Here is a 25,519-nt window from a genome sequence, read left to right on the forward strand (position 1 = left end):
ATTTGGGCTTAGAACTCGAAGCCGCCGCCGAACTCACCGCCACGGCCGCCGTCGCGACCACCGCCCGGACCAAAGCCAGGATCTCGACGATCGGGTTCGGCAAAGATGGCTCGGTGAATGGCCACTTCCATTTCATCGTCCAGTTCGTCCCGCAGGTACATCCGACCGGTTGTATCCATCAGCAACGCGTGGGTTGGCTCCATCATATCGCGCGACAGCTTCTGGCCGCCGTCGAGGTCGAGCACGACGATGCCGGTGTCGATGGTAAAGTCTTCCACCTTCTTGATGAAGCGACCTTGGTCGACCAGCATTTCGATTTCGCCATGGTAATTCATGACTGTACCGCGACGCACGTCTTCCAATTCCAGTGCAGCTTGGCGGGCGTTGCCACGTTCGTCGATGTCGAACGCTTCGACCAGCATTTGCACTTGAGGTTCCGAGTAAGCGGAATCACGCAGCGGATCGGCATCGGCCACGCGAACTCGACCAGCCGAGGGAATCGCGATCGTGGGACTGGCATCGCTCCAGTCGCCCAGGATGTTCTTCTTGGGATTGCGAGCAACAACCGTGGGATCGAGGTTATCGCGGCGCTGTTGGTAATTCGGATCGGCCATCACCAGGCGGACGCGATACTTGTAGCTCTTGCCAGGTTGCACGCTCATGTCGAAGAACCGGAGCATCAGGAAGGGGACTTCCACTTCCAGTTCGCCCTGTTCATTGAACTTCAGGTTGTTGCCAGCACGGCCAACGGAGCCACCCATGCCGCCACCACGGCCGCCACTGAATCCACCGCCGCCGCGACCACCCATGCCGCCTTCGCCGCCGAACTCGCCGCCGCGACCACCGAATCCGCCACCACGGCCACTGAATCCACCGCCACCGCGGCCACCGAACTCGCCACCACGGCCGCCAAATTCGCCGCCGCGACCGCCGAACTCACCACCGCGACCGCCGCCCATCATGCCGTTGTCGGGACCACCAAACAGGTCCATCCCGTCGTTCTCGACAGGAGCGGCGCCCTCTTCAGGCTGGACCGCTTCACGCTCCATTTCGGCTTCGGCTTCCGAGGCCAATGGAACTTCGCTCATGTAGGCCATTGCATCCCAACTACGACCGACCAGCGGTGCGAGCGGCATCGTTAGCGATTCGTAGCCATAGCGGGGATCGTACACATCCTCCATACCGCCGGCCCAGTTGAAGGTGATCTTGTCGATCGCCTCGGTCGACACCGCTGATACGGTGCGACTGCGTTCGGTGCGACCATCATACATACCGTTGGGGAACTTCACGGCACTCCATTGCAGTTCTCCCTCGTCTGTCACTTCGGCACGTTCGACAAAGTAACCAAGGTATTGAGGGAAGTCGCTGGTTGGCTCATAGCTCTTGGTGTTGGCCAAGGCTTTCTTGTACTCCTTGAGTTGCTCAGGCAACGGGACCTTCGCCAACACGACCGCACAAGAAAGCTGGCGAATGCGTTCTTCGCCGCTGATTTCGACACCAGCGCGAGGAATCTGGAAAGGCACTGGGCGTTTGTCGGTCATGTCGGTCACACCGCCAAAGCCGCCGCCGAATTCACCCCCGCGGCCGCCGCCAAAGTCGCCTACGCCGCGGCCACCACGCCCCCCGCGGCCACCACCGCCGCCGGGTTGGTTTTCGGCCATGCGGTTTTGATTTTCTTCCTGTTCACGCATGCGTTCGGCTTCGTCGAGCTGACGTTGCCGCTCGAGTTCTCTCACGCGATCGGGGTCGTTAAAGGCGAACAATCCCGTTACTGCGTTCAATTCAAAATCAGCGACTGGCAGCAGCTTGGGATCCTTGCGAAGTTCAATCGGTTCGACCATAGCAGAATCGATGCCAGGCGCGGTCGGATCGAAGTACGGTTCGGAGGCAATCTCAACGTTACCGGCCGATTGCATCTCTTCATGGATGCGGAGATCGCTGGGAGAATCCGACACCGCCTGTTGCCATGTGTAATTGGTGACCGTCGAATCCAACTGATTCGCTTTCTCGACCAGTTTCTGAGCGCTCTTATCTTGCGGCAGCGATTCGTGACTGAGCGTCGCGTATACCAACCAACCGGCTAAAAGGACTACCAGAACCATCACGACTTTCTCGCCGTGCTGTAGTGCTAGTCTTTTGATGGCAGCAAGTCCGTTACCTTTGCCCTTCATCGTACGTTCTCCTGATAAAGTCGGGATTCGACTATTGGTTTATGTTGAGGACTGCTTGTTTATAGCGAGGTCATATTCAGGTTCATTGAGTCATCGCCGGAGCCATCGTCGACGTTCAGAATCGCATCGTCAGGCGGATTGAAGATCAGCACGATTCCCTGCAGGATGACTGGCTTCATGTAGGGCTTGCGATTGAACGCGAGGATGGAACCATCGCCGCCGCCGAAGCCGCCGAATCCACCGCCGAACTCGCCACCGCGACCACCGCCGCCGCCGAACTCACCACCGCGACCGCCGCCGAATCCGCCGCCAGAGCTTTCGCCGGTTACGCCGACGCGAACCTCGGTGATTTGGATTTGCAGGTCAGCGTTGGCCAGATGCGTGATAAGCATTGGCAACCAACGCGTGTCCATCTGGAGTTCCATATGGATGGGGAGTCGCTTGAGTTCTTGGCCAAAGATGCTGGGGTCCAATGGTTCCTCGCCAGGAGGAACGGAAATCGGTTTGCCTTCCGCATCGATGTAGCGTCCCGACAAGCGAATGGCTTTTTCTTGAGCGGGATCGTTGGAGTCGGCTTCGCCGGCACCGAACTCGCCACCGCGACCACCACCGCCGAATTGATCGAACTCGCCACCTCCACCCGCGCCGGGATCTTGGAATTCGCCGCCACGGCCTCCCATGGCGTCCATTCCGCCTTCCATGCTACCAAGTCCACCACCAGCGGGAGCCAACATCTTAATGCGCCCCGAGGTGCGGCTTTCTTGGGCCGCGTCGCGGCCGACTTCCAGAGCGATAATCTGCGGAATGGCCGCACTGCTCATGCGGTCGGAACCTTTTGCTTCGTTGGTCGCTGCAACAGCACGTAGCATGGCTTCGTAGACCCAGAGATCTTCCTGGGTCACCCAGATGCGCCAGTACGACTGGGTAGTTTGCCAGTCGAGGTCTGCAGCGATCCGCTGTTGATCTTCGGGCGACCAGTACACGGTGTAATCGACTTCGACCGGGTTGCCGTTTTCGTCGACTTCGCCACCGGCGCCGAAACCGCCGAATCCACCACGACCTCCACCGCCGCCGAATTCACCACCACGACCACCGCCAAATCCACCGCCACCACCGCCGCCGGTGAGTTCCGACTCGTCGAGTTCGTTGGCATTGATGATTTTCGGAAGGTCTTTAAAGCGGCCGCGGATATAGGTGCCGTATTTTTCGCGGTTACCTTGATCGATTTCGTCGCCGAACTGCTTGTTCTCCACTGCTACTCTGAATGATCTTGGTAACTGATCGGGCCACTTTAGCACTTCTTTGCGCTGGCGTTCGTACAGCTCGTTCCAGATCGTACGAGTTTCGGCCGCAAGCTCAGTAATCTGTTCTTTTTGCTTGCGGTTGACGTCTTCGCTGGGATGGTACGCTCGACCTATGAGCGTTTGTTGTTTGCTAAAGGCGCCATCGATGGTCTTGAGGGCAGTAGCTTTCTCTTCATCCAAAGCCGACGCTCCCATCCACCACACGAGCGAACAGATTCCAATGACGAGTACCGAAAGCAACCAGAAGTGGTACTTCGTTAACCAGGCCAATGCTACGCGTAATTGTTCCATCCGAAAAATCTCTCCCGCAACGGGGCAATAGTATTTATTGGTGTGTTAGAGACATGCCAGTCGGCACCGCTAAACCAGCGATGGCTATGGCAGCATGTCGTCGCTAACGGATTCCTGTGGGTCATTATCTCGTTCGGAGCGAGGTTGCGGTTGCCAGATGAACTGAACCTCGAACTCGTACTTACGAAGTTTCCAATGCTCGGGTGGCGGTGTGCTGACCGTGGCGTTCGCACCGCCCGCAGGGGTGCGTCCGTTGAACCCACCTAGGCCGCCGAGGCCACCTTCGGCATTGCCTTGCTGATAGGCCGACCAGTTGCGCTGTGCCTCCTCGGCGTCCGCAGCATTAGGATCGTAAGTTACCTGCACTGGGCGGTAGTTGCTGATCATCACCGGAATTTGGATGCCGAGCTTTTCCATCGAGTACTCTTTCATCTCACCATCTCTCGTCGGCAGCATCACGCTCCCTTCGCGAAGGTTCTTGATGAGTGTCTGTCGGACAAACTGTCCTGCTTCGGCGAGCCCACGTTCTTCGAACTCGCTGGGGTTGTTGATATCGCTATTGTGGAAGTGATAGCCGGTGATCTGGATAATCCAACCTTCGCCGGTCGGGGGAACAAACTCCGCTTCCCCCTCGCCTTGCCCGAGATCTTCGAGGGTGTCTTCGGCAAGTGTCTCCTGGTCGGCTGCATCCTGCTCGGCGAGTTCGGCATCTTCAGGAGTCGCTGGTGCGGCTTCGTCAGCTGTTGGGGCTTCGTCGCCTTCGGCAGCTTCTTCGCCAGCTGCTGGGGCTGGTGTGTTATCGAACGACTTGATCTTGGACGCTTCCTTCACCGAACGCTCGACGCTGGTGTACCAGGTGCCAACGTCCTGGAAGTACTCGCAGTCCAGGGTTTCGATATGCAGTTCAGGACGCTCCCGAACGTCCAGTGCGGTCATCTTGCGTTCTTCGGCGGGACGGGGATCCTGTGGCAACGCCGACTTGATCGCCTTGAGCAATTCGAGCCAGAGCACGCGACCATCGTCGTTGCTCCGCAGGCTGCTGCGAATTTCTTTCAGTTCGTCGTACTTCGCGACCAGGCTGCTATGCTCGCTGGAGAAGTTATTCGCCTTCGATTCGACCGAGCTGGCCTTGCTGATCGCCTGGCTCATGCCCGAGTCTTTGACGTCGGCTGTTGCGTAGGTGGCGTAATGGCTGTAGTAGTTCACGGTGAACCCCAGCATCAGCACCGCCGCGGCAGCAACCGTCCAAGGCTTTTTGCCCTTGATCAGCCGCTCGGTGACGATCTCTTCCGGCAGCAAGTTGGTTTGCAACTGCCCGAGCCCAAGTCCCTGCACACACAGACCGTACGCTTCGGCGAAGCTCAAATGGTTCGACTGGAACTGCGGAGCCGCTGTGACGCTGCCACCGAGGAGCCCGGGGAACTCTTCGAGCAGGATGACTTCCTGATCAAGATTCTGAGCCAGGAACCGCTGCAGACCAGGCAACCGCATCGGATTGCCTAAGGCGACGATGTCGCCGATTTCAGCGTTCTTGTTGTTGTTCATGAAGAAGCCGATCGACCGCTGGATTTCAGCGACCAGATCGCTGAACACCGGTCGCATGGCTTGGAACAACGCCCGCGGGTCTTCGGCCTTCGTAGCGTTGCGCTTCAGGTGCTCGGCCTTGGTGAAGGTGAGCTGCAGCTCTTTGGTGAGCGCGCGAGTGAAGTGGCTACCACCGATCGGGATGTTTCGTTGCCACACCCGGTAACCATTGGTGATGACCAGGTCGGTTGTTTCGGTGCCGAACGAAAGCACCAGCAGGCTCTTGGGAGGATCGGCCGGATCAAACGGAGGAGCATCCTCCATGTTGTTCATGCGATCGAAGCACGCGTAGTTGTAGATCGCGAGCGGAGCTAACTGAATGCAATCGACTTCGAGGCCAGCTTCGGTCAGTGGTTGAATGGCGCGATGCACCTGGTCGCGTTTCATGGCGAACAGGCCGATCTCGGGATCGAGCGCGTAACCGTCGTCCTGGCTGCCAGCCAGCTGTTGGTAATCCCACACGACGTCTTCCAGAGCAAAGGGGATTTGGCCCTTCGCTTCGTACTTGACCATGTCGGGAATTTTCTTGGCCTCGACCGGCGGCAACTTAATGAACCGCGACAAGCCGCTTTGGCCAGGCACCGACAGCGCAACCCGATCGCCCGCAATCTCGTTGCGGGAAACGAACGTCGCCACCGCTTCGGCCACCAAGGCTTCGCGATCGGCTTCAGGCTGGGTGAGGATCTTGGGGTACTCGATAAAATCGAATGCCTCGACCACCAGTTTGTTGTCGTCTTTTTCGTGGCGACGGCATCGCAGCGCTTTTAACGCGCAATTGCCGATATCAATGCCCCAAACAGCGCCGCTTCTGGCCATACTCTTTTATTCCTCTGTTCCCGACGAGCCGAACCTGGCCGCTAGCTTCAGATGAGTTCCGAAGGGCGGAGGGCGGTCGACGTTCCGTAGTCTTCGCGTGTACAAAAGGGGAGGAGTGCCTAGGCGCACGTCGCGTGGGCAAACGAGAACCGCCCTGCGTTTGCTTGCGACCGCCCTGAGGCTGTATTTTTATTGTAATCGATCGTTACGGGCTGTGTACCAGGAAAACTCGCCAGCCACGAAGGTCGTGGGGTCGTTTTTTCCCGTGTTTTTCCGCTTCGCCTGCCTTAATCGTTACCGTTCATGCAATTGTGTCAACTAACGCTGGCCGTGCCGGGGGATTCGCTGGCCGAAATTTCCCCCGAGCTGGACGAGTCCCGGGCGGCAAATTTGCTGGCCTGCTGGACCTCGCTGTGGCATCCCACCCTGCTGGCCCAGGCCCGAACCTTGCCGGCTGCCGTGTCGATCGACACCCTGGCTGCAGGTGACCGCGAGCCGGGCGAGCTGATTCTCGTGCCCGATGTGGTGCCCGAGTCGCTCTACGGCGAGCTGGCTCCTGGCGACACCCCGCAGGTGCCCTGCATTCGAGAATACGCTAGTCGACGAAAAGTTATTTCGCATTTGGCCGAGAACCTACCAATCGAGTGGGATCAGTCCGCCGAGGCCGATTATGCGGCCGACTTTTACGCGCTCGGTTTTGCCTACCTGCAGATGGAGCTCCTCACCCAGCGGATGGCCTACAACCGGTCGGAAGGAGATCAGCAGCTGACCGAGGCCGTGATCGCCGCGGCCGATGCAGCAGTAGCCGGCGATACCGAGCTAATGGACACCCGAGTGGTTGAAGCCTACGACCAGCTGGTGCAAAGTCGCAACCACTACTATCCCATCGACTTCCACCTGGTCGACTTATCGCTCACCGCGCCGAGCACCGTGGGCGGGCCGCTCGAACAGCTTTGTCGCCAGGCAACCAAGCACAACGTGCTGATCACCGGCGAGTTGCTCGAACAACTCAGCGCTAGCGAGCCACAAACCTTAGCGGCCCTGCGGCAAGCGATCGACGAGCAGCGTCTGTCGGTGTGCGGTGGTACCATGACCAACCGACCGCCGGCCGAGCATAGCGCCGAGAGTTTACTCGCCGAGCTACTGGCCGCGCGGCAAGTGGCCGAGCAGCACCTTGGCAAGCCGCTCACAACGTTTGCCCACTACGCGAATCCCCTCGCCCCACTCGCGCCGGGGTTGCTAGCAAAGCTGGGATACCACTCCGCGGTGCTTGCCAGCTTTGGTGGGCAGACGATGCCGGATAGCTACAGCAGTCGTACCACGTGGACTGGTCTTGATGGCATGCCGCTCGAGGCCCTGGCGGCTACGCCGCTCGATATGGGGCGCGCGTCGACCATGCTGCAATTGCCGACTCAAATGCAGAACGCCATGAACTACGACCTAGCGGCCGCACTGCTGCTGGTTGGCTGGCCCGGCCATCGCACCGAATGGTACGACGACCTGATGCAGGTCGCCAAACGCACTCCGCTGCTCGGCCGCCCGACGACGCTCGACAACTACTTTGAGGTCACCACGTCGAACGACTACAGCGGGGCGATGTCGGTCGAATCGTATCCCAACGCGAGCGAGTCGCCCGAGACCACCATCGACGGCGAGCCACTCCGGTGCCTGGCAAGCGTTGCGGGAGGGCAGGGGGACGATGCAGCCGCCTACGCCAAGCTGCTCGGCTGCAGCGACACCGATCCGAAGGGGCAGCTCACCATCAACGCTTCGTCGGTCGTGCTGCACTCCGGCGACGCCGAGGTACCCGCTTTTGGCTGGCGGTGGATCGCCAACCGCGGTGAGGGGCAATTGCCGGCTCGCTGTGAACCTGGCGTGCTGCGAAACGAGTGGATGGAAGTCGTGTTCGACGAACGGACCGGCGGCATCTCGGCCTCGCGGCCCTATCACCTGCGAGGCAACTTCCTGTCGCAGCAATTGCAGCTGGTGCCGATCGGTCCGCAGGGAATCGCGGCCGGCATGCAACTGGCCTTCGATGGCTGGGAGGTCGGCGAGTCCGACGACTACCTCGGCGTGCACGTGAGCAACTCGCGCATCGTCGATCGCAACGGTCAGACCTTGGCCGCAGTCACGCAGTACACGTCGTTGGCAGCCCACTCGCAGGCGATCGACGTGCAAGTCGAACTACAACCGCAAGGCAGCCGCCCACCGAACTGTGCGTTGCTCAGCCGCATTGCGGTTCGCGAACAAGACTACGCGATGACTCGCAACGTGGGAGAGGTCGATCTCTCGACGGTTCGCACGAAGGTCACGACCGCCGCATTGGGGATCGCAATGTCCAAAATGCCAATCTCCGTACTCAGTGATCGGCCGCTCGCACATCGACGCCATAGCGGAAGAATGCTGGATTCCACACTGCTTGTGGCCGCTGGCGAAAACGTCGAAGCTGGCATAAGCTACTGGCTGGACAATCGCTACCCGGCGAAGGCCCTGTTTGCTCGCACTGCTGCCGATTGGCGGTTGACGCTGCCGACAGCCGAGCCGAGCCAGCCGACCGGTTGGTGGTTGCACCTTGGTGCCCGCAATTTGCTGGCCACCCACTTTGCCGTGGAGCCTCAGGCGGATCAGTTGCTCGTTCGGTTGCGACTGCTGGAAACAGCAGGGCGGGCCGTCGACACGCAACTGTTGGCATGGCGGCCAATCGTTGCTGCCCAGCAAACCAACTTTCGTGGCGAGCCCGATCAGGTGTTGATACTTGCCGATGGTCGCGTTCGTTTGAACCTGGCGGCCTACGAGTTTGCCGAAATCGAACTGTTGTTCGACCTTAACTAGCCTCCCGAGCCTCGAGTCGTTCCTCCTATGATCGTCACCATCGATGGACCCGCCGGTGCCGGAAAAAGCAGTGCGGCCCGCTCGCTTGCCAACCGGCTCGGGTTTCGCTTCCTGGACACTGGTGCGATGTACCGGGCTGTGGTGTTTGCCGCGTTGGAGCAGGGAGTCGAACTGACCGATGCCGACGCGCTAGAGCAAGTCGCCGCCCAGTTGCGCATCGAACTAGGCGATCAGAGTGTGCTCGTGAACGACCAGGACGTCACCCGGGCGATTCGTACCCAGGCCATTACCTCGGCAACCCGCTACGCGGCCGACCACCCTGGCATTCGGGCGCTGCTGGTCGATCAGCAACGTGCCGCCGCTGCGGGGCATGAATGCGTGACCGAGGGACGCGACCAAGGCTCGGTGGTGTTTCCTGACGCAGAGTGCAAGGTTTTTCTCACTGCCAGCGAGCGGACCCGTGGCGAACGACGCTATCACGACCTCATCGCCCGCGGAGAGCAGGTCACCCTCGAAGAAGTGCTGGAAAAGCAGCGGGAACGGGACGAACGCGATACCACCCGCGCGGTGGGAGCCCTGATTCAATCGTCCGATGCGGTGGTGCTCAACACCGATGGCATGTCGCCTGATGAAGTGGTCGACCGGTTGTACGAAATTGTCCAGCAACGCCGAGTCGCAAAATAGCAATTCGTCCCCTGTTTCAGTGGTCGAATTTCCGGCGGGCTCTACCCTGTTTTTGACTTTCCACTCCTCCATGTCCACAATGCCGGGACATAGCGTGGTGGGCCATTCAAAATCAGGAGCAAACGTCGATGTCCAAACTCTGTAATCTGCTCTGCGTAGCAGCACTTCTAATCGCCACGCCCGTGCTGGCCGAGGATTGGCCGCAATGGTTGGGGCCGCAATCGGCGAGCAACTGGCAGGCCGAGGGAATCCGTACCGACTTCAGCGAAGGCGATCTGTCGCCCAAGTGGACAGTCCCCTGTGGAGTCGGCTACGCCGGCCCAGCCGTAGCTGGCGGCAAGGTCTACTTGTTCGACTACGAAGTGACCGACGGCAAAATCGTGAACAACGCGGGCCGAGCGATCAACCTCAAGGGCAACGAACGCCTGCACTGCATCGACCTCGCCACCGGCAAGGTGTCGTGGACCAAGGGGATGCCGGTCGACTATTACATCTCGTACCCCAGCGGCCCGCGGGCGACTCCCTGCGTCGATGGAGATCACGTTTATACGCTCGGTGCCGAAGGCGATCTGGTGTGTCGCACGACCGCCGACGGAGAGCAGGTCTGGCACGTGAACTTCCTCGACAAGTTCGGCATCAAGACCCCAATCTGGGGCCACTCGTCGAGCCCGCTGGTGATCGACGACCTGGTGTACTGCATGGTTGGCGGAGAAGGTTCCGCCATCGTGGCGTTCGACAAAACCACCGGCGAAGTTGCCTGGCAAACACTGTCGTCCAACGAGCCTGGCTACGCCTCGCCTGCTGCGATGCAGCTTGGTGGTAAGTCGTGCGTCATCGCGTTCCATCCCTCGGGCGTCGCGGTGCTCGATGCCAAAACCGGCAGTGAAGTCTGGGCCAAGCCGATTGCCCCGAAGTTCGGGATGTCGATCGCCGTGCCGCGCGTGCTCGGCGAGCAGATGTTTGTCAGCTCGTACGGCGAATCGATGATGGTCAACAGCATCACCAGCGATGCTCCCAGGATTATTTGGAAAGAGAACTCGTCGCGGGAAGCGGTCTACTGCTCGAACTCGACTCCCTACTTCACGAAGGAAGCGATCTATGGCTGCGATATCGAATCGAGCCAGTTGATTGCCATCGATCCCGAGACGGGAGAACGGTTGTGGGAGAACCAGGAAATCCTGCTCGGCCCGGATGCGGGACGCTCGGTTCGCCACGGAACCGCGTTCATCGTCAACCACCCTGAGAGTGGACACTACTTCCTGTTCAACGAACTCGGCGAGTTGATCGTGGCCGACCTCACCCCGCAGGGCGTCACCGTGCACAGCCGGGCGAAGATCATCGAGCCCACCGGCGAGGCCTTTGGCCGCACCGTGCTGTGGACTCACCCGGCGTTCGCCGATGGTTGCGTGATTGCTCGCAGCGACAAAGAAGTGGTCTGCATCGATCTTAAGAAGTAACACCGATTACTCGTGCTCATGCTTGGGCGCAGCCGGTCCGCGTACCGGTTGCGTCCAGGCTTGTTCGAAGTCGCCGACTTCCGATGGATTCGGGTGCGGCTTCGACGAGGTGATCCGCGCCCGCACGTAAAGCTCGTCGCCGGCGAAGGTGTAGCTGGCCGAGTTGCCTTGGCTGGTCTGAAGCGTTTCGCCGATCGCGTCGCTATAGGTGTAGGTGATGTGCTTCGGCTTGCCCTCGTCATCGGTAATCGGCTTGCCGGTCAGGTCGGCCGACTCGCGAGTACCAACGAACTCGATGGTGTACTCTTCGCCCGGTTGGGCCTCGACCTCAACGACCAGTTGTTTGTCGCTCGATTCGACGAGTTTCAGTGCCACGCCCGACGAAGAGTAGAACCGCCCCGCTTCGAGCGACTCAATCAAAGCTTCGGGGGTTAGCTCTTTGGCCAGTACTTCGACCCACCCGCGACCAGGCTCGCTAGCTCGGCTCGGGATGTTGTGATAGTTGTGCCCGTCGTCGACCGCCAGGCCGAACATGATCGGCATATCGAGCGCGGCGATGCGTTGGGCGAGAATGATGTCCCAGATACGCTCGGTGCCGGGGTGCTCGGCGTCGCCGGTGTTGGCCACGTGGGGATGGCCGTTGTAGACCTCGAAGAATCGCTCGCCGCGGACACGCATCAACTGCTCAGCAGTCACCGCGAAGCCAAAGTTCGGGTGATTCAGGTGTACGAACATCGGCTTGCCAGTCGCTTCGCGCTGCGCTTGCACCGCCCGAACGTTGTTCTCGATGGTCTCGAAAACCGTGCGTCCCCCTTGCGGGGCGATGAGTTCCTCGACGTTGTGCACGTTCATGTGAATCGGCTTGCCCTCGGCCCGATCGCTGATCTCCTCGCCTTGAATCAGCAGGTACTCACCCGGCTTATTGAATCGGGCGGCAACTTCGGGGAACTGACGCAGTCGCACTTCCAGCTTGTCGCCATCTACGCGCTCTTCAACCCACTCGGGGAAGTTCTGCTTCAGCTTCTTGTAGGCGGTCTGTCCCCCCTTGGTCTTGCCAACCTGCACCCAACGCTCGACGGTCGCCAGCACGTTGTGATCGGTGAACACCAGGAACTGATAATCATGTTCCTGATACCAGAGTGCGATCGATTCCAGGTAGTCGTCCCCGTCGCTCCAGTGCGAGTGAGTGTGCATGTTGCCTCGATACCAGGTCTGCCCCTCTTCGGCGGACAGGCGGACCCCCTCGTGCGCGAGAGTCATCGTGGGAATGGCAATCAGCGTGGCGAAGAACGCGAGGGCAATAAGGCGATTCATGATGGGTGTCGGGAAGGGCAGGGTGGATAGGGAATGGAAAGCCCAAGATCATACCGTCGCGACGCGGCGGCTGCCAACTTCCGAACGTGTTGCTAAATTAAGTTTCGATTAAGGTCCTGTCGACGATGGGGATGGGGCTTGCTCCGAGACTCCCGGCAACGGCAAGCCGAGCAGGTTCATCTGCGGCCACACCAAGCAGACTCCGTAGTAGCAGATCCACGCCCCGAGGATGCCGGCCAGCACGTAGCGAGCGATGCCGGAGCTCGAATCGCTGCTCGACGACTTCTTGGCTTTGGGCTTCTTCGCCGGCGTTTTCTTCTGCGACTGCGGAGGCCAAGTGTCGTCGTCTTGTGACTTTGCTTTGGTACTGCTCGCGGCCGACTTCGTCTCCGTCGGCTTGGCGTTTTTTGCTGATGCTGCCTCCTTCTGCCCGCGGGCCTGCGCCCAGAGTCGTTCGGAGGCCGCTTGCGGAGCGCCAACTTCGACAGCTGGGTCGAGGTTTGGCCGCTTACGTTCGACTGGTTTATCTGGTTCCAGCTTTTGTTTCTCGGTGCCAGAATGCAAAACGTCGTCGCTGATTAGCATCGACGCGACCGCTTCCTCAAAGTCTTGGTAGCCACCATCTCTGCAGATGACTTTCTTCCAGCGGTCGATGCGTGTCGCTGGCAAACCACGCACGCGGTCGAGTTCAATCTTCGCTTCGTCGCCGAGGCCTTCGACCGACGCGTTGACCGACAACCGACCGCTGGTGTCGTAGGTGTACGTGACCGTGATGGGTGTCCCCTTCGGCAAGCCTGGCGGCAAATGCTTAATACCAGCCGAGGCGAGCGGCGAGCATTGATCGGGCAGCGAGCTCTCCCCTTCCAGCAGCTGAATCTTGATACTTCGTTGATTGTCGGTCTTAGTGACGAACTGACGCGTTACCGTGTAGGGGAGCGGAGTATTGCGTGGGATGACCGTCACGTTCTGCACCCGCATGGTCTCTTGATTCACTCCCTCGATGCCTAATCCATGCGAGTTCACATCGGTCACGCGAAGCTTCGGAATGGCATCGCTGATCCCCCGCACGCCCATCTGATATCGGCAATAGACCGCCGCGCCGCGAGCCACCGCTTCGTCGGGATGCACGTCGTCGTCGGGCACCAGGCCCGAGTTTTTTTGCAGCGCGCTACGTACCGCGAGCATCCGAGTCGATCCACCCACGAGCAGCAAGCGGTCGATATCATCCCACAATAGCCCTGCCGCCCGCAGCGCCTGATTCGTGGTGAACACGGTCCGCTCCACCAGATCGTCACTCAGCGACTCGAACAGATCCCGCGTTACCGGCAGCTTCAATTCGTGTTGGTCCAAAGTAAACCGCAGAGTCGTTGCTGGCACTGCTGACAAATCGTGCTTCGCCGCCCTCGCAGCACGAGCGAGTTTAATATGGTCGCGATCGTCGAACTCGCGGGCGTTGGGATAGAGTTTGCGGAACTGCTCTTCGGCGTACTCCGCAAGGCGGGCGTCCCAGTGGATTCCACCGAGTTCGTAGTCGCCATCGGTCGAGAGGGTTCGCACCTTGCCGGCCGCGAGCTCCATCACAGTCACGTCGAAGGTACCGCCACCCAGGTCGTAGACCACCAGCTTCATCTCCCCCTCGGGAGCCCCCTCGGGCGAGAGATACCCCAGGCGTTCGCCGAACGCCAACGCGGCGGCCGTTGGTTCGTTCACGATGTCGAGCACCGGCAGCCCGCTCATCGCTCCTGCGTCGGCGGTAATCTTGCGACGAGCTTCGTCGAAGTAAGCCGGCACCGTGACGACCGCCTGAAAGCTATCGCCGACGGCCGACATGATGTCGTGACGGAGTTGACGAAGAATACAGCCTTGAATCACTTCGGGAGGATACTGTTGACCGACGATCTTATGGCGATAGCTGGCAGCTCCCACGTCGCGTTTGGCATTCTCGGCAACGCGACCAGGGAACTCGGCCGCGGCTTCCCACGCGGCCGCACCGACGATGATGTTGTCGTCGTCGAACAGCACTGCACTAGGCGTAAGTACACCGCCGGTGGTGTTACGGATCATCTGCGTCTTGCCGTCGCTATCGATATAGCTGACAGCCGACAGCGTTGTGCCGAGGTCGATTCCTACAGGAATTATTTTTGCCATTTGCCTGTACTCTCTGCTTCCGAGTCTCGCTTGTCACCCTTCGGTGATGCTTGGATAAGAACCAACGAACACTGCCATGCAACCCTGCAAACAGCGTTTGGTTTCGCGTTGTGGTGAAGTACTCGTTGCGACCTGTTGCCTCTCTAGCTACTATAACTACAGGGGGATCAGCGATATAGCACGATATAAAACGGTCGGAGTTAATCAGGTGGAGTCGATCGTAACAATCAGGTCGGTTTTACCTATTAGCGTGAATGGTCGGAGCCGATGAGCACGCCCAACGATTCTCAGTTCGATCCGTATCATAAGTGGCTCGGAATCCCTCCGGCCGAGCAACCGCCGAATTGCTATCGGCTGCTCGGGCTAACGCTGCTCGAGCAGGACCCCGACGTCATCGCGACCGCTGCCGATCGGCAGATGGCCCACGTGAAGTCGTTTGCCGCTGGGCGGTACGCTTCGCACTCGCAGGAGTTGCTCAACGAGCTCTCCAAGGCCCGGGTTCGTCTGCTGAATCCGGACCGCAAACGCGAGTACGATGCCCAGCTCCGCAAGCAACTCGCTGCTCGCAAGGCCAAGGCGAAAGCCAAGGCGGCGAAGCAACAGCAGGCCGCACAGCCGCAAGCCGCTGCACCTGCAGCGATGCCAGCAACACCCGCTGCATCGCAACCTGCAGCCGCTCCGGCGGTCCAAACGCCCGAGCTGCCAGCCATCAAGCCAGCGGTGCGTCGGCGTCGCCGGAAGCGGAAGTCCGGTGGCGGCAACGCGTTGCTCGCGAACCTGCTCTGGCTTGTGCTCGGCCTCGGCATGCTGCTCGGGCTAGTCTGGCTCGCGGGCCAGCTGGCTACCTGATCAGGCGGATCGCCAGGCAGGCATCGCTCGCCTAGCTTTCTCGATTGCTACAACCAGCACGACACCGCAAACGTTTTCGGAAGTTTGCTTTCTCGACTGGTTTACCTGCAGTCGCCGGCTAATCAACATGGGGGGTATGAACCACGACCAAGCCTTACCGACCACGTTGCAGCAACTTCCCCCCTCGGCCATTACCTGGTTACTCGGAGGTGGGCTGGCGCTGGTGACTGCGGCTCAGTTCGTCACGATGGTGCCAGTGATGGTCGGCGTCGGCCTGCTGATGCTCGGCTCGACGCTCGCGATTCCGCAGCGAGTGCCGCTGCAGTTGCGGTTGCTGGCAACCACGACCAACGTACTGGTCTACCTGCTGCTCTACGGCTTGTTTGCCGGCGCTACGATGCACCATGCAACGCTGTGGATGCCAGTGGCCCCCCCTTGGTTCCGTTTAACGGACCTCGGCAGTAGCTTATGGCTGGTGATCCTCAGCTTGCAGGTAGGTGTTCGCCAGATTCAGGCGTTGCTGTAGCCAATACGTGGATCGACCCAGCTTCGCTCTGCGATAAGAGTCCGCCATTCAGGCGGGGCTTATTCCATGCTCTCGATCACTTTGTCGATGATGCGGTATTCGGCCGCTTCTTCGGCGCTCATGAACTTGTCGCGATCGGTGTCTTTCTCGAGCTGCTCAAGAGTCTGGCCGGTGTGATTGGCCAGGATCGTGTTGAGCTTCTTCTTGGTCTTCAGGTACTCTTCGGCGTGGATCATGATGTCCTCGGCGGTACCTTCCATGCCAGCCAGCGGCTGGTGGATCATGATGCGGCTATTCGGCAACGCGTGGCGTTTGCCTTCGGCACCCGCAGCCAGTAGCACCGCACCCATCGAGGCACATTGGCCAATGCAGTAGGTGGCCACGTCGCAGCTGATGAACTGCATGGTGTCGTACATCGCCAGGCCCGCGGTGACGCTCCCGCCAGGCGAGTTGATGTACAGGTGGATGTCGGCCTTCGGATCGTCCGATTGCAGGAACAACAATTGCGCGACAATATTGTTCGACACCTCGTCGTTAATGGCTGAGCCCAGGATCACGATGCGATCGGCGAGCAGCCGGCTGTAGATGTCCATCGCCCGCTCTTCGCGGCCGCTCTTCTCGATAACGTAAGGAATTAGTGGCATGGGGGCGTCCTGTGCACTCTTGGTGGATTCGGTTTCGATGAACTGTTGGGGATGGAAGATTCATGACTTGCGAGGCACGACTCAAACGCCGCACCGCTCGCAGGTCACTCCTCGGCTATTCGTCATCGTCCTCTTCGCCTTCGGGCGTGGGTGGTTTGGTCATGATCTCGTCGACCAGGCCAAACTCAACCGCCTCGTCGGCCGAGAAGTAGCGGTCGCGATCGCGTTCCTTCACCACTTCTTCCACGGTCCGGCCGGTGTGATCGGCCATGATGCGATCCAACAGATCGCGAGTCTTGATGATTTCGCGAGCCTGAATCTCGATGTCCGACACCTGGCCGCCGACACCGCCGTGCGGTTGGTGAACCATGACCTTCGAGTGCTTCAGGGCAAATCGCTTACCCTTTTCGCCACCGGCCAGGAGCACCGCACCACCGCTGGCTGCCAGACCAACGCAGTAGGTGGCCACCGGGCAGGTGATCATTTGCATGGTGTCGTAGATTGCCAGCGTCGCGGTGACACTGCCACCGGGCGAGTTGATGTAGAAGTGGATGTCCTTGCGGCGGTTTTCGCTCTGCAGGTACAGCAGCTTCATCACCAGGTCGTTGGCGTTGCCGTCGTAGATTTCGCCCTGCAGGAAAATCACGCGATTCTCCAGTAGCAGATCGCCGAGCGTCATTTGACGCTGACGCTGATAGTCGCGATACGAAAGTTCCGGCTGGCGGGCGTGGCTTGCGAACGAGTCGCCCTGGGGTCCAAATGGCAGATTCATCGCCAGTCCTTTATGCGAAATGCGTTTGGCTTATGTTCTTCTAGCGGCATTCTGGCTGTTCGCCAGAGGGCACACTCGGTGTACCCAGAGGAATTATAGGAGCGCCATGCTGGGGAGTCCTCTCCAACGTACCGCAAAAGCTCTGTTTAGCGATAGAGCAGACTGCGGCAAAAACGGCGCTCGGGCCTCTGGTGCACCTTACTCCTTGGTGTCGTCGCCTGGTTCGGCTTCTGCTTCTTTCTTCGCTTCGACCGCTTCGTGAATCTCACCAGCACCGCCAGCGGCGACGTTGATGGCTTCCACGGTGTCACGCGACTGCGGTTCGTAGGGCTCGTCCTGGAATTCGGCGTTTTCCTGCACCACAGCCAGTACCTTGCGCTCGACAATCTGGTTCCGCAGCACATCCATCAAACCACGCTTTTCGAGCTGAGCACGCACCCGACGGGGCGACTCGCCGCTTTGCATGGCCATCAGGAAGATTTCCTGGTTGTAATCGCCCTCTTCGGCTTCGATCTCTTCGTCCTCGGCAATCCGCTCGAGAATAAAGTGCTCTTTCAAAGCAGTTGCGGTGCTCGCGTTGCTGTTCTGGCGAAGCTGATTCTCGCGGGCACGGATTTCCGACTCGCTGAAACCGCTGCGACGCAGTTCCATGATCGCACGCTCCAACTCGCGAGCGCTTTGCCGCTTGAGCAGCCCTGGTGGCAGATCCCAGTCGGCCGATTCGACCAACAACGCGGTGATTTGCTCGCGAGCCTTCTTTTGCTGGCTGTATTCGAGCTGACGTTCGAGGTTCTGGCGAATGGCATCCCGCAAGGCTTCTTCCGATTCGAAGTTGCCGAGTTCCTGCAGGAAGTCTTCGTCCATTTCAGGCAGCTTGAGCGTCTTGACTTCGAGCACTTCCAGCTCGATATCGAGTGTCTTGCCAGCCAGCTCTTCGTTGGGAGCATCGGCACTCAGGGTAACCTGGGCGGTCTTCTTGTCGTCGGCCTTGGCCCCTTCCATCAGCTTGTCGAAGCCTTCCAGCTCGCAGTCGGTGAAGCTCAGCACCGGACGTACCCGGGCGATGATCTCTTCTTCCTGCTCGACGGTTTTGCCTTCGAAGCTGGTCTTCAGATTCAGGGTGACGTAGTCGCCAACTTGGGCGGGCTCCTTCGAGGGAACCAGCTGGGCGTAGCGGGTCAGCATGCTTTCGAGCTGATCGTCGACGTCCTGGTCGGTGAACTCGTGCATGGGACGAGTAATCGACAGGCCCTTCCACTGCGGCATCTCGAATTCAGGACGTACTTCGATGTCGAACTCGAAGGTCATCGGGCCGGTGTCGGGCACTTCGACCGCTTCCAGGTCGATTTCGGGCTCGCTGATTGCGGCAAAGTGCTTGTCTTCGCCGATTTTCTCCAGGCAGTCCATCAGCAGGCTGCCCTTCACTTGATCGGAGACTTCCTTCTTGAAGCGGCTCTCGACGATCTTGCGGGGAGCTTTACCGACGCGGAAGCCCGGCACGCTGGCCGAGGGGACCAGTTCGCTGAAAGCGTCGTCGAAGTAGCGGTCGATATCGGCCCGCGATACGGTGACCGTCACGTGACGTTCGCACGCACTAGGCGATTCGATGTTGACCACCAAATCGAGATTCGGCGTTTCTTCGGCCGCGGTGGCACCAGTTTCTTCGTTCAGATCTTGAGTTTCGTCCGACATGCGAGGCACCTTTTTCTCTCGGCCCGGTGCTTCATTTCGCGAGGACAAGCGCCGCCCTCGGTGCATCCGTGGCCATGTGACTGATTTTTTCTTCCCCCGTAAACTATTACAGCCCGCACCCCTCGATGAAAGGTAGCGCGGGCCGCTCGTTGGGGTGTCGACCCGGAACTACCGGGCGATGGGGTACATCGCCCTTTTGGGGCCGACAAGAGCGGGTGATGGGATTCGAACCCACGACAACAACGTTGGCAACGTTGTGCTCTACCAACTGAGCTACACCCGCATTGGGTCGGCAGCTGCCGGCGAAAACCTACAGGATATGGCTTCCACTTGCACGCCGAACACAAGATTATAGGCCAAGCCTTCAGGCTTTCAAGGGCCGCCGCCCGATAACGAAAACCGCCTTGATGCTTGGTTTTTTCGGCACACTCGGGGGCAAATATCCACGCTTTGATAGCATCGCTCCCGCGAATCTTCAAAAGTTTCTCTCGCTGCCCCCGACTTCCCAACCAGCCAATCCAGTTTTCCAGCCCGCCAGCCTCGTTTCCCAGCCCGCCAACCCGCTCGAACCACCCACCCCAGCCCAACCGCCCGCCGGTGTTTTGCCCCCAAAGGTGCGAAAAACGATGAGTGGGGGCATTTGTTACGTCGCCGACGAGCGACGTAACTATCGATCCAGTCATGGTTTGCGAATTGGTCATCGGTCGTAAGTCGAAAAACGTTGTGCCCCTGGGGGCATTTCAACAGGAAGCTGACAGGTGGATCTCGTCGTGAGGCGTCTGGCTTGGCAGTGAGTCGTGTGAGTAGTCGTCTGGAGATTCGAAATCGTCTGGAGAGTCGTGGAGGAAACCCGTAGCTGTGGAAACGATAAGCGGAGAGGCGACCTGCAGGAATGATTCGGAGTAAGTTAATTGGATAAGGAATGGAGATACCTGTATGGTAGTGCACTAGGTGGCCATTTCCAAGCAAAATCCGGCGAGGTGCGGTGGAATTGAACAACGGCCAACTGACTCCGATTGCCGATCACGAACCTGCCCAAATGACACCCGGTCCGCATGTTTGTGCCTCCTGCCGGCCGGGGATAGGATGATTGCAGGAGGCGGGGCGGCGGGCTCAGGAAGCTTTGGGGTGTCGAGCGGCGTTATATTGCAGATTGTTTATAACTAGAGGATGTGCTTATGGATCTAATCCAGACTATACGCATTACGCCGAAAGACTTCGATTCGGATGTTGGGGGCTGGCGGGTGCCCTTCTTGCAGCTTCCAGGGATTCAGGTTAAGGAAGTCCATTTCGACGGTGAGCGTATCGATCTTGGTCGGATTGAGCTCGATGGTGAAACCGGGACTGTTCGGTTTGAAGTGCCTTCTGGTAAGACGCGTAGGCTCACGATTGTATGTGCCATGCCCAAGGAAATCTTACTGCCAGGGGATGTCGCTGCACGAGAGAGAGCACAGGCAAGAATGAATTGGCTCAAGACAGTGATGCCAATCTTAGCTGGTCTAGTATTGGCCTTCGCGAAACCCATCGCAGAGTTCACCGTGCCTGCCATGTTTGCAGCAGACAGTCCAGTAGTTGAAGTATCCGTCGAACCACTTTCAAACGATATACTTGATGAAGTGTGGAAATCTATCTCCGCTTCGGATGAGTACACAAACATCGCTATGGTCGGGCTCAATTTTCATCGTACTGCTCTGGACGGGGATGATCATCTTCTTAATGCTGTACGTAACGGATCCCAGGTGCGAATCGTCGTACCAGAACCAAGTGATGAACTTTATAAAAGATACGAAGTTGAATACGGAGCTGATTCAAACCAATTAAAGGCAGAGTGTGAATTAGGGCTTGAGGCACTAAGGGGACTGCAAATTGAGTGTGGCAAGATCACAGCATCAAGTAAGTCTACAGGTTCTTTAAGTGTTCGAACTGTTGACTATATGCCAAACGCTCGGATGTACAGGTTTGACAGAGGCGGAGGCGGCTCTGAGTGCTTTGTTGTCAACTACATTCGAGGACGTAAATCTAGTGACACACCGGCGCTCGTTTTCCACGAGTCGTCGAGGCTAGACGATTCGTACAAGAAGTGGTTTGAGCACGTTTGGTCTGGTGCGGAAGAGATCAGCACCTCATCAGAACCACAGAGCCAAGGTTCCTAAGGATGAGAATCGTATGCGACAGAAGTGAGATTGATGTGTTTGCATGCTAACGACATCCTTTCTGTCTTGAGCATGCTCTTTGTGGGATAAAAATTTTGGCAGCAGTAATTGTCTATTTGGATCACTACGGTCACCTCGGTTGCCGCAATTCCTGAACCCACATCGGCGACTTTCGTCTTGATAGCGTCGCTGGTTGCTGGTGGAGTTGTTGCCACACGCTGTGTTTTTAGCCGCAGAGTAAGAGTAATTGCGTATGCTGCCCCACTTTAATCCCGCAACGCGTCCGTGCTAGGCACCCTTACTTCGGGCACCGCGGCCATGCCCGCCTGAGCGATGGTGCGCCTTGCGGGAACTTGTTAGCCTTGGGGGATGGAGCACTCCGAATCGCAATATTTTGAGATGAACCGCGTTGGCTGGGATCAGCGAGTGCAGGTGCATGTCGAGTCGCAGTTTTACGATGTCGACGGGTTCGTGGCGGGGGCTACCTCGCTGCGGGAGATCGAGTTGGCGAAGTTGCAAGGCGTGGCCGGCAAGAAGCTGCTTCACCTGCAGTGTCACTTCGGGCTCGATACGCTTTCGTGGGCCCGGAAGGGGGCGATTTGCACGGGGGTCGACATCTCGCCAGTGGCCATTCAAAAGGCCGCCGAGTTGGCGGAGCGCGTCGAGCTGTCGGCAAGCTTCGTCTGTTCCGACGTGTACGGCTTCGGCACCTCGCCCAACGCGCCGTTCGATATCGTGTATGCGTCGTATGGGGCCATCTGCTGGCTCCCCGATCTGCAGCGGTGGGCCGAAGTCGTCGCAGCGAACCTGGCCGTTGGCGGCACCTTTTACCTGGTCGAGTTCCACCCGATCTATGATTTGCTGGCGGGCTATTCGTACTTCACGCGGTCGGTGCCCGACATCGACGAGGAAGGCACCTACGTCGAGAACGGCGACCACGTAGTCGCCAAGCTCGCAACCTGGGCGCATCCCATGTCGAGTGTGATCAACGCCTTGATCGGGGTCGGCATTCAGGTGGAGCACGTGAGCGAGTATCCCTTCAGCCCATACAATTGCTTCGAGGGATTGGTCGAGCGCGAACCGGGCCGCTACTATCTCGATCACAAAGGCAACGACGTACCGCTTGTCTATAGCCTTCGCGGGCGGAAGGTGGCCGACGGCTCATCGGCGAGCGGGGCTTAGCTGTCGCAAGCGTTGCCGAGGCCACGTTGGGGCCGCGATAAAACCTTCGTTCCCCAATGCAGTCGGGGGTCAGCGAGCAAGAAGGTCGGGCAAGTCACTCCTTAGGACGTCCAGCAACGGCTGACCAAACACAGTAATCGATTTCCGCAACATTGTTTGTATGCCGCAAGAGTAATCCGAAGCAATGAATACTGCCTCATCATCGTTTGGCACCAACGAAATTGGCCAAGGATGAAAGGTTTCAGGAACTCGATGTGAGTGCACGCGATAACAAGGATGGTTAAAATCAAGCACCATCCAAACACCGTCTCCCACTAGTTTCATCGCCCTGAGCACTTTTAGTTCGAGATCGCACACCAAGGCTTGCTGACGTTCGGTGAAATTGCCGCCGTTCGCGATGTCTTCAATGTTCCAGGACATGGATGACTGCGGCACCTTAGAACCACCAAGCAATCGTTCGGCCGCCTCCGACGCACCTCTCCACGCTTCTACCGACTCATCATCGGGGAGCTCGTGCCAGCCCGCCTTGGAATATTCCTCACTCAATCGCTGAAAAACAGCATTGTGCCACTCTGAGTGCGCTATTTCTACTATGCCGTACCGATCAGTCAGTTGCCCTGGCACTACTGAAACTTCCAGATCATCATTTATCAGTTGCAGGTAATGCGTAAGGAAGCCCTTTAGATCATCTTCGTTGCGAATGCAATAAAACCTGGGCCCATTTAGACACACCACCCAATGGCCATCCCAAGGAGCAAGCCAAAGCAAATGCCTATCCGACCAATCCACAATGCAGAGCGTCTGCATGTAAAAACATACTGCAAGTCGGGCATTGCAACCTCCGCTAACTGCAATCGATTTGATCGCATCCAACTTGGTTGCATTGGGGTCGACGATTCGTAATCCGTCGAAAGCTTGCATCAGTTTGTCACCCTAATTTTTCATTAACCGTATGTCTCTTCCTCGATTATTGATCAATCGAACCTCACTGTTAAGTCGGTTCGATGGTGGACCTTTCCATTTTGTTGTTGAAAATGGCCACTAGATGTGCACTAATGATCAGTGCACCACCACGTGATTGGTGCGACGATCTTTGACAACTTGGCTGCAGGCTTTGGGCTGTAGGGGGCTCCGACCCCGATGGTTTTGCCCCCACTTTCATCGGGGTGGGGCATTACTCCCGACGGGAGTTTTTCCGCAACGTGAAGAAGTACCGGAAAACAAAGGCGAAACGCGATACTACCGCCCTCGGTGCCATCATAATAAAGCCCCCACGAATCGATTTCCGTACTTTGGGGGCAATAAACGCTCGGCTCATTTGGGGGGATCTACCGCAAGAGTGGGGGGCCGATTTGGCCTTCTGCCTCTTCGGAAACTAACCCCAGGGCCAAGTGCCAGCGCAGGCAAAGTAGTAGGCGGGGCCAACCAATGCAATGGTAATGAGTACTTCCGCCAAGTTGGCGTAGCTCGTTGACTCCGTTTCTTTTCGTTTCTCAAGAGTAACTGTCACCATTTCCCAAGCAATTGCAATAAGGGCCAGGGTGAATGCGACCGGCTTCCACCCGATCAGTACCAACGGAACCCAATAGCTGATCATTAGGAACCCGACTGAAAGGTGTATCATCGACTCGCAAAGCCAGTAGGTAGTGCTCGTTCGCTTGGCAAACAGAAAGTAGTCACCTATCAGTGTGAGAGCAAAGTAGAAAACCACATATAGAATTCCCCACCAAGGCATAAAAGAATTCTCCCCCAAGTGAACCTTGAAGTCCGGTAGACATTCTGCTGCTAAGCGTCCCGTAGTTTCGGATCGAGGGCGTCGCGTAGGCTGTCGCCGAAGAAGTTCAGGGCGAACAGCGTGGCGCCGATCGCCAGGCTGGGGAACACCACGAGCCACCAGTAAGTTTTGATCGGGTTGATTACCTCCAGGCCGTCGCTGGCCATCATGCCCCACGATACGTCGGGCGATTCGACACCGAGGCCGAGGAACGACAGGAACGCTTCGAACAGCATGACGCGCGGAATGGTAAGCGTGAGGTACACGATTACCACGCTCATGACGTTCGGCACGATGTGGCGGAGGATGATGCGGGCTTCGCCGGCCCCTTGGGCGCGGGCGGCCTCGACGTACAGCTCTTTCTTGAGCGAGAGCACCTGGCCACGTACGACGCGGGCCATCGTGAGCCAGTAGATGGCGCCGACCACCAGGTAGAAGATGGTGATTTGGTCGATGCCCATCTCGCCGAGTTGCTTCTTGGATTTCTCTTCGCCGAGGAGCGTTAGCAGGAACACAACGACAAAGATGAATGGCACCGAGTAGAGCACGTCGACCATTCGCATCATGGCCGCGTCGATAAAGCCCCCCATGTAACCGGAGACCGCACCGTAGCTAACGCCGATCAGCAGCGACACCATGGTGGCCACGATGCTAACGATGATCGAGACTCGCGCGCCCCAGAAGATACGGCTCAGTACGTCGCGCCCCAGATTGTCGCGCCCTGCCAGCGAGGGGAGGGAGTAATCGCCGAAAATCCGCAATCGCATCCGCGTGAGGAACTTCGCGATCCCGCCCATGTGCGGGGTGAATCCCGCGTCGACGTACGGGCGGTTGCGAATGTCGTGGATCGTTGCCTTTAGTTTGGCTCGTTCTTTCTTTTCGCTACTATCGAGCGTGGAGAGCGTTTGTTCGAGCACGGCTGCTTCGTCGTTGGCCGCGCGGATCTCATCGAGCGTGAGCGTGAGTTTGTCGTCGGGAGCGTTGGTGAGCCGCGGCGGTTCGAAGTCGCGATCGGTCAGCGTGTTGTCGGAGGGCTGTAGCGGAATCAGCGGGGTGAAGAACGCTCCCAGGCCGACCAGCATCAGCACGGTCAGGCAGAACATCGCCAGGCGGTTGCGGCGGAGTTTGCTCCAGGCATCGCTCCACAGCGACTTGCCAGCGCGCGATGGGACGGGGGGGACAGCTGGGTTCGACATACAAACAGCAGGCAAGCAGGGGAGGGGGCGGGGGAACGGCTGTCCAAGCTCCCGCTATCTTAATCGCCCGACGCGTGGGTGTCATCCGGGAAATCGCCCTGCGTGCTGCCCGCAACGCGGGTCGGCAAAC

18 protein-coding genes and 1 tRNA gene are annotated in these 25,519 nt (G+C 58.6%); 7 read left to right on the plus strand and 12 right to left on the minus strand.

What is annotated here, in order from left to right:
- Positions 1-8 precede the first annotated feature (8 nt).
- From Pan181_RS26325 to pilM, 3 genes are all read right to left on the minus strand, one after another.
- Entirely contained in the window at positions 9-2,171 is a 2,163-nt protein-coding gene (locus Pan181_RS26325) for a hypothetical protein (RefSeq protein WP_197528600.1), read from the minus strand.
- Between the two features lie 59 nt (positions 2,172-2,230).
- Positions 2,231-3,766, minus strand: coding sequence for a hypothetical protein (locus Pan181_RS26330; RefSeq protein ID WP_197529318.1), 1,536 nt, complete (start codon positions 3,764-3,766; stop codon positions 2,231-2,233).
- An 84-nt stretch (positions 3,767-3,850) separates the two neighbouring features.
- Entirely contained in the window at positions 3,851-6,166 is a 2,316-nt protein-coding gene (gene pilM / locus Pan181_RS22255; protein WP_145250368.1) for a pilus assembly protein PilM, read from the minus strand.
- Positions 6,167-6,469: 303 nt separating this feature from the next.
- On the opposite strand from pilM, the gene Pan181_RS22260 reads away from it, so the two are divergent.
- From Pan181_RS22260 to Pan181_RS22270, 3 genes are all read left to right on the plus strand, one after another.
- Positions 6,470-8,998 carry a polysaccharide deacetylase family protein gene (locus tag Pan181_RS22260; RefSeq protein ID WP_145250371.1) on the plus strand — a complete coding sequence of 843 codons (2,529 nt, stop codon included), beginning with the start codon at positions 6,470-6,472 and terminating at the stop codon, positions 8,996-8,998.
- Between the two features lie 27 nt (positions 8,999-9,025).
- Positions 9,026-9,682 carry a (d)CMP kinase gene (cmk, locus tag Pan181_RS22265; protein ID WP_145250375.1) on the plus strand — a complete coding sequence of 219 codons (657 nt, stop codon included), beginning with the start codon at positions 9,026-9,028 and terminating at the stop codon, positions 9,680-9,682.
- A gap of 128 nt (positions 9,683-9,810) precedes the next feature.
- Entirely contained in the window at positions 9,811-11,139 is a 1,329-nt protein-coding gene (locus Pan181_RS22270; RefSeq protein ID WP_145250377.1) for a PQQ-binding-like beta-propeller repeat protein, read from the plus strand.
- A 6-nt stretch (positions 11,140-11,145) separates the two neighbouring features.
- On the opposite strand, the gene Pan181_RS22275 is transcribed toward Pan181_RS22270, so the two are convergent.
- Together Pan181_RS22275 and Pan181_RS22280 are read right to left on the minus strand one after the other, a co-directional pair.
- Entirely contained in the window at positions 11,146-12,453 is a 1,308-nt protein-coding gene (locus tag Pan181_RS22275; RefSeq protein WP_145250380.1) for a CehA/McbA family metallohydrolase domain-containing protein, read from the minus strand.
- 108 nt (positions 12,454-12,561) lie between these two features.
- Positions 12,562-14,601, minus strand: coding sequence for an Hsp70 family protein (locus Pan181_RS22280; RefSeq protein ID WP_145250383.1), 2,040 nt, complete (start codon positions 14,599-14,601; stop codon positions 12,562-12,564).
- A gap of 267 nt (positions 14,602-14,868) precedes the next feature.
- On the opposite strand from Pan181_RS22280, the gene Pan181_RS22285 reads away from it, so the two are divergent.
- Together Pan181_RS22285 and Pan181_RS22290 are read left to right on the plus strand one after the other, a co-directional pair.
- Positions 14,869-15,450: a hypothetical protein gene (locus tag Pan181_RS22285; RefSeq protein WP_145250385.1), complete on the plus strand. Its 582-nt coding sequence runs from the start codon at positions 14,869-14,871 to the stop codon at positions 15,448-15,450.
- Between the two features lie 136 nt (positions 15,451-15,586).
- Positions 15,587-15,976, plus strand: a complete 390-nt coding sequence (locus Pan181_RS22290) for a hypothetical protein (RefSeq protein WP_145250389.1) — start codon at positions 15,587-15,589, stop codon at positions 15,974-15,976.
- A gap of 59 nt (positions 15,977-16,035) precedes the next feature.
- On the opposite strand, the gene Pan181_RS22295 is transcribed toward Pan181_RS22290, so the two are convergent.
- From Pan181_RS22295 to Pan181_RS22310, 4 genes are all read right to left on the minus strand, one after another.
- Positions 16,036-16,620: an ATP-dependent Clp protease proteolytic subunit gene (locus Pan181_RS22295; RefSeq protein ID WP_145250392.1), complete on the minus strand. Its 585-nt coding sequence runs from the start codon at positions 16,618-16,620 to the stop codon at positions 16,036-16,038.
- 115 nt (positions 16,621-16,735) lie between these two features.
- Positions 16,736-17,392, minus strand: coding sequence for a ClpP family protease (locus tag Pan181_RS22300; RefSeq protein WP_145250395.1), 657 nt, complete (start codon positions 17,390-17,392; stop codon positions 16,736-16,738).
- A gap of 198 nt (positions 17,393-17,590) precedes the next feature.
- Complete coding sequence (tig, locus tag Pan181_RS22305) at positions 17,591-19,084, minus strand: trigger factor (RefSeq protein WP_145250398.1); 1,494 nt, start codon at positions 19,082-19,084, stop codon at positions 17,591-17,593.
- A gap of 210 nt (positions 19,085-19,294) precedes the next feature.
- Positions 19,295-19,367: transfer RNA gene (locus Pan181_RS22310), tRNA-Gly, on the minus strand.
- Positions 19,368-20,262: 895 nt separating this feature from the next.
- Between Pan181_RS22310 and Pan181_RS22315 the strand changes: the two genes are divergently transcribed.
- Entirely contained in the window at positions 20,263-21,237 is a 975-nt protein-coding gene (locus Pan181_RS22315; protein WP_145250401.1) for a hypothetical protein, read from the plus strand.
- Positions 21,238-21,636: 399 nt separating this feature from the next.
- Positions 21,637-22,419, plus strand: a complete 783-nt coding sequence (locus Pan181_RS22320) for a class I SAM-dependent methyltransferase (protein WP_197528601.1) — start codon at positions 21,637-21,639, stop codon at positions 22,417-22,419.
- A gap of 69 nt (positions 22,420-22,488) precedes the next feature.
- Here Pan181_RS22320 and Pan181_RS22325 read toward each other — a convergent pair whose 3' ends face one another.
- The 3 genes from Pan181_RS22325 to Pan181_RS22335 all read right to left on the minus strand — a co-directional run bounded on the left by Pan181_RS22325 (position 22,489) and on the right by Pan181_RS22335 (position 25,404).
- Complete coding sequence (locus tag Pan181_RS22325; RefSeq protein WP_145250407.1) at positions 22,489-23,340, minus strand: DUF2716 domain-containing protein; 852 nt, start codon at positions 23,338-23,340, stop codon at positions 22,489-22,491.
- A gap of 454 nt (positions 23,341-23,794) precedes the next feature.
- Entirely contained in the window at positions 23,795-24,016 is a 222-nt protein-coding gene (locus Pan181_RS22330) for a hypothetical protein (protein WP_145250410.1), read from the minus strand.
- Positions 24,017-24,204: 188 nt separating this feature from the next.
- Positions 24,205-25,404, minus strand: a complete 1,200-nt coding sequence (locus Pan181_RS22335) for an ABC transporter permease (protein ID WP_231943671.1) — start codon at positions 25,402-25,404, stop codon at positions 24,205-24,207.
- Between the last annotated feature and the right edge of the window lie 115 nt (positions 25,405-25,519).

Origin of the sequence: Aeoliella mucimassa (genome assembly GCF_007748035.1) — a bacterium.
GTDB classification, from domain to species: Bacteria; Planctomycetota; Planctomycetia; order Pirellulales; family Lacipirellulaceae; genus Aeoliella; species Aeoliella mucimassa.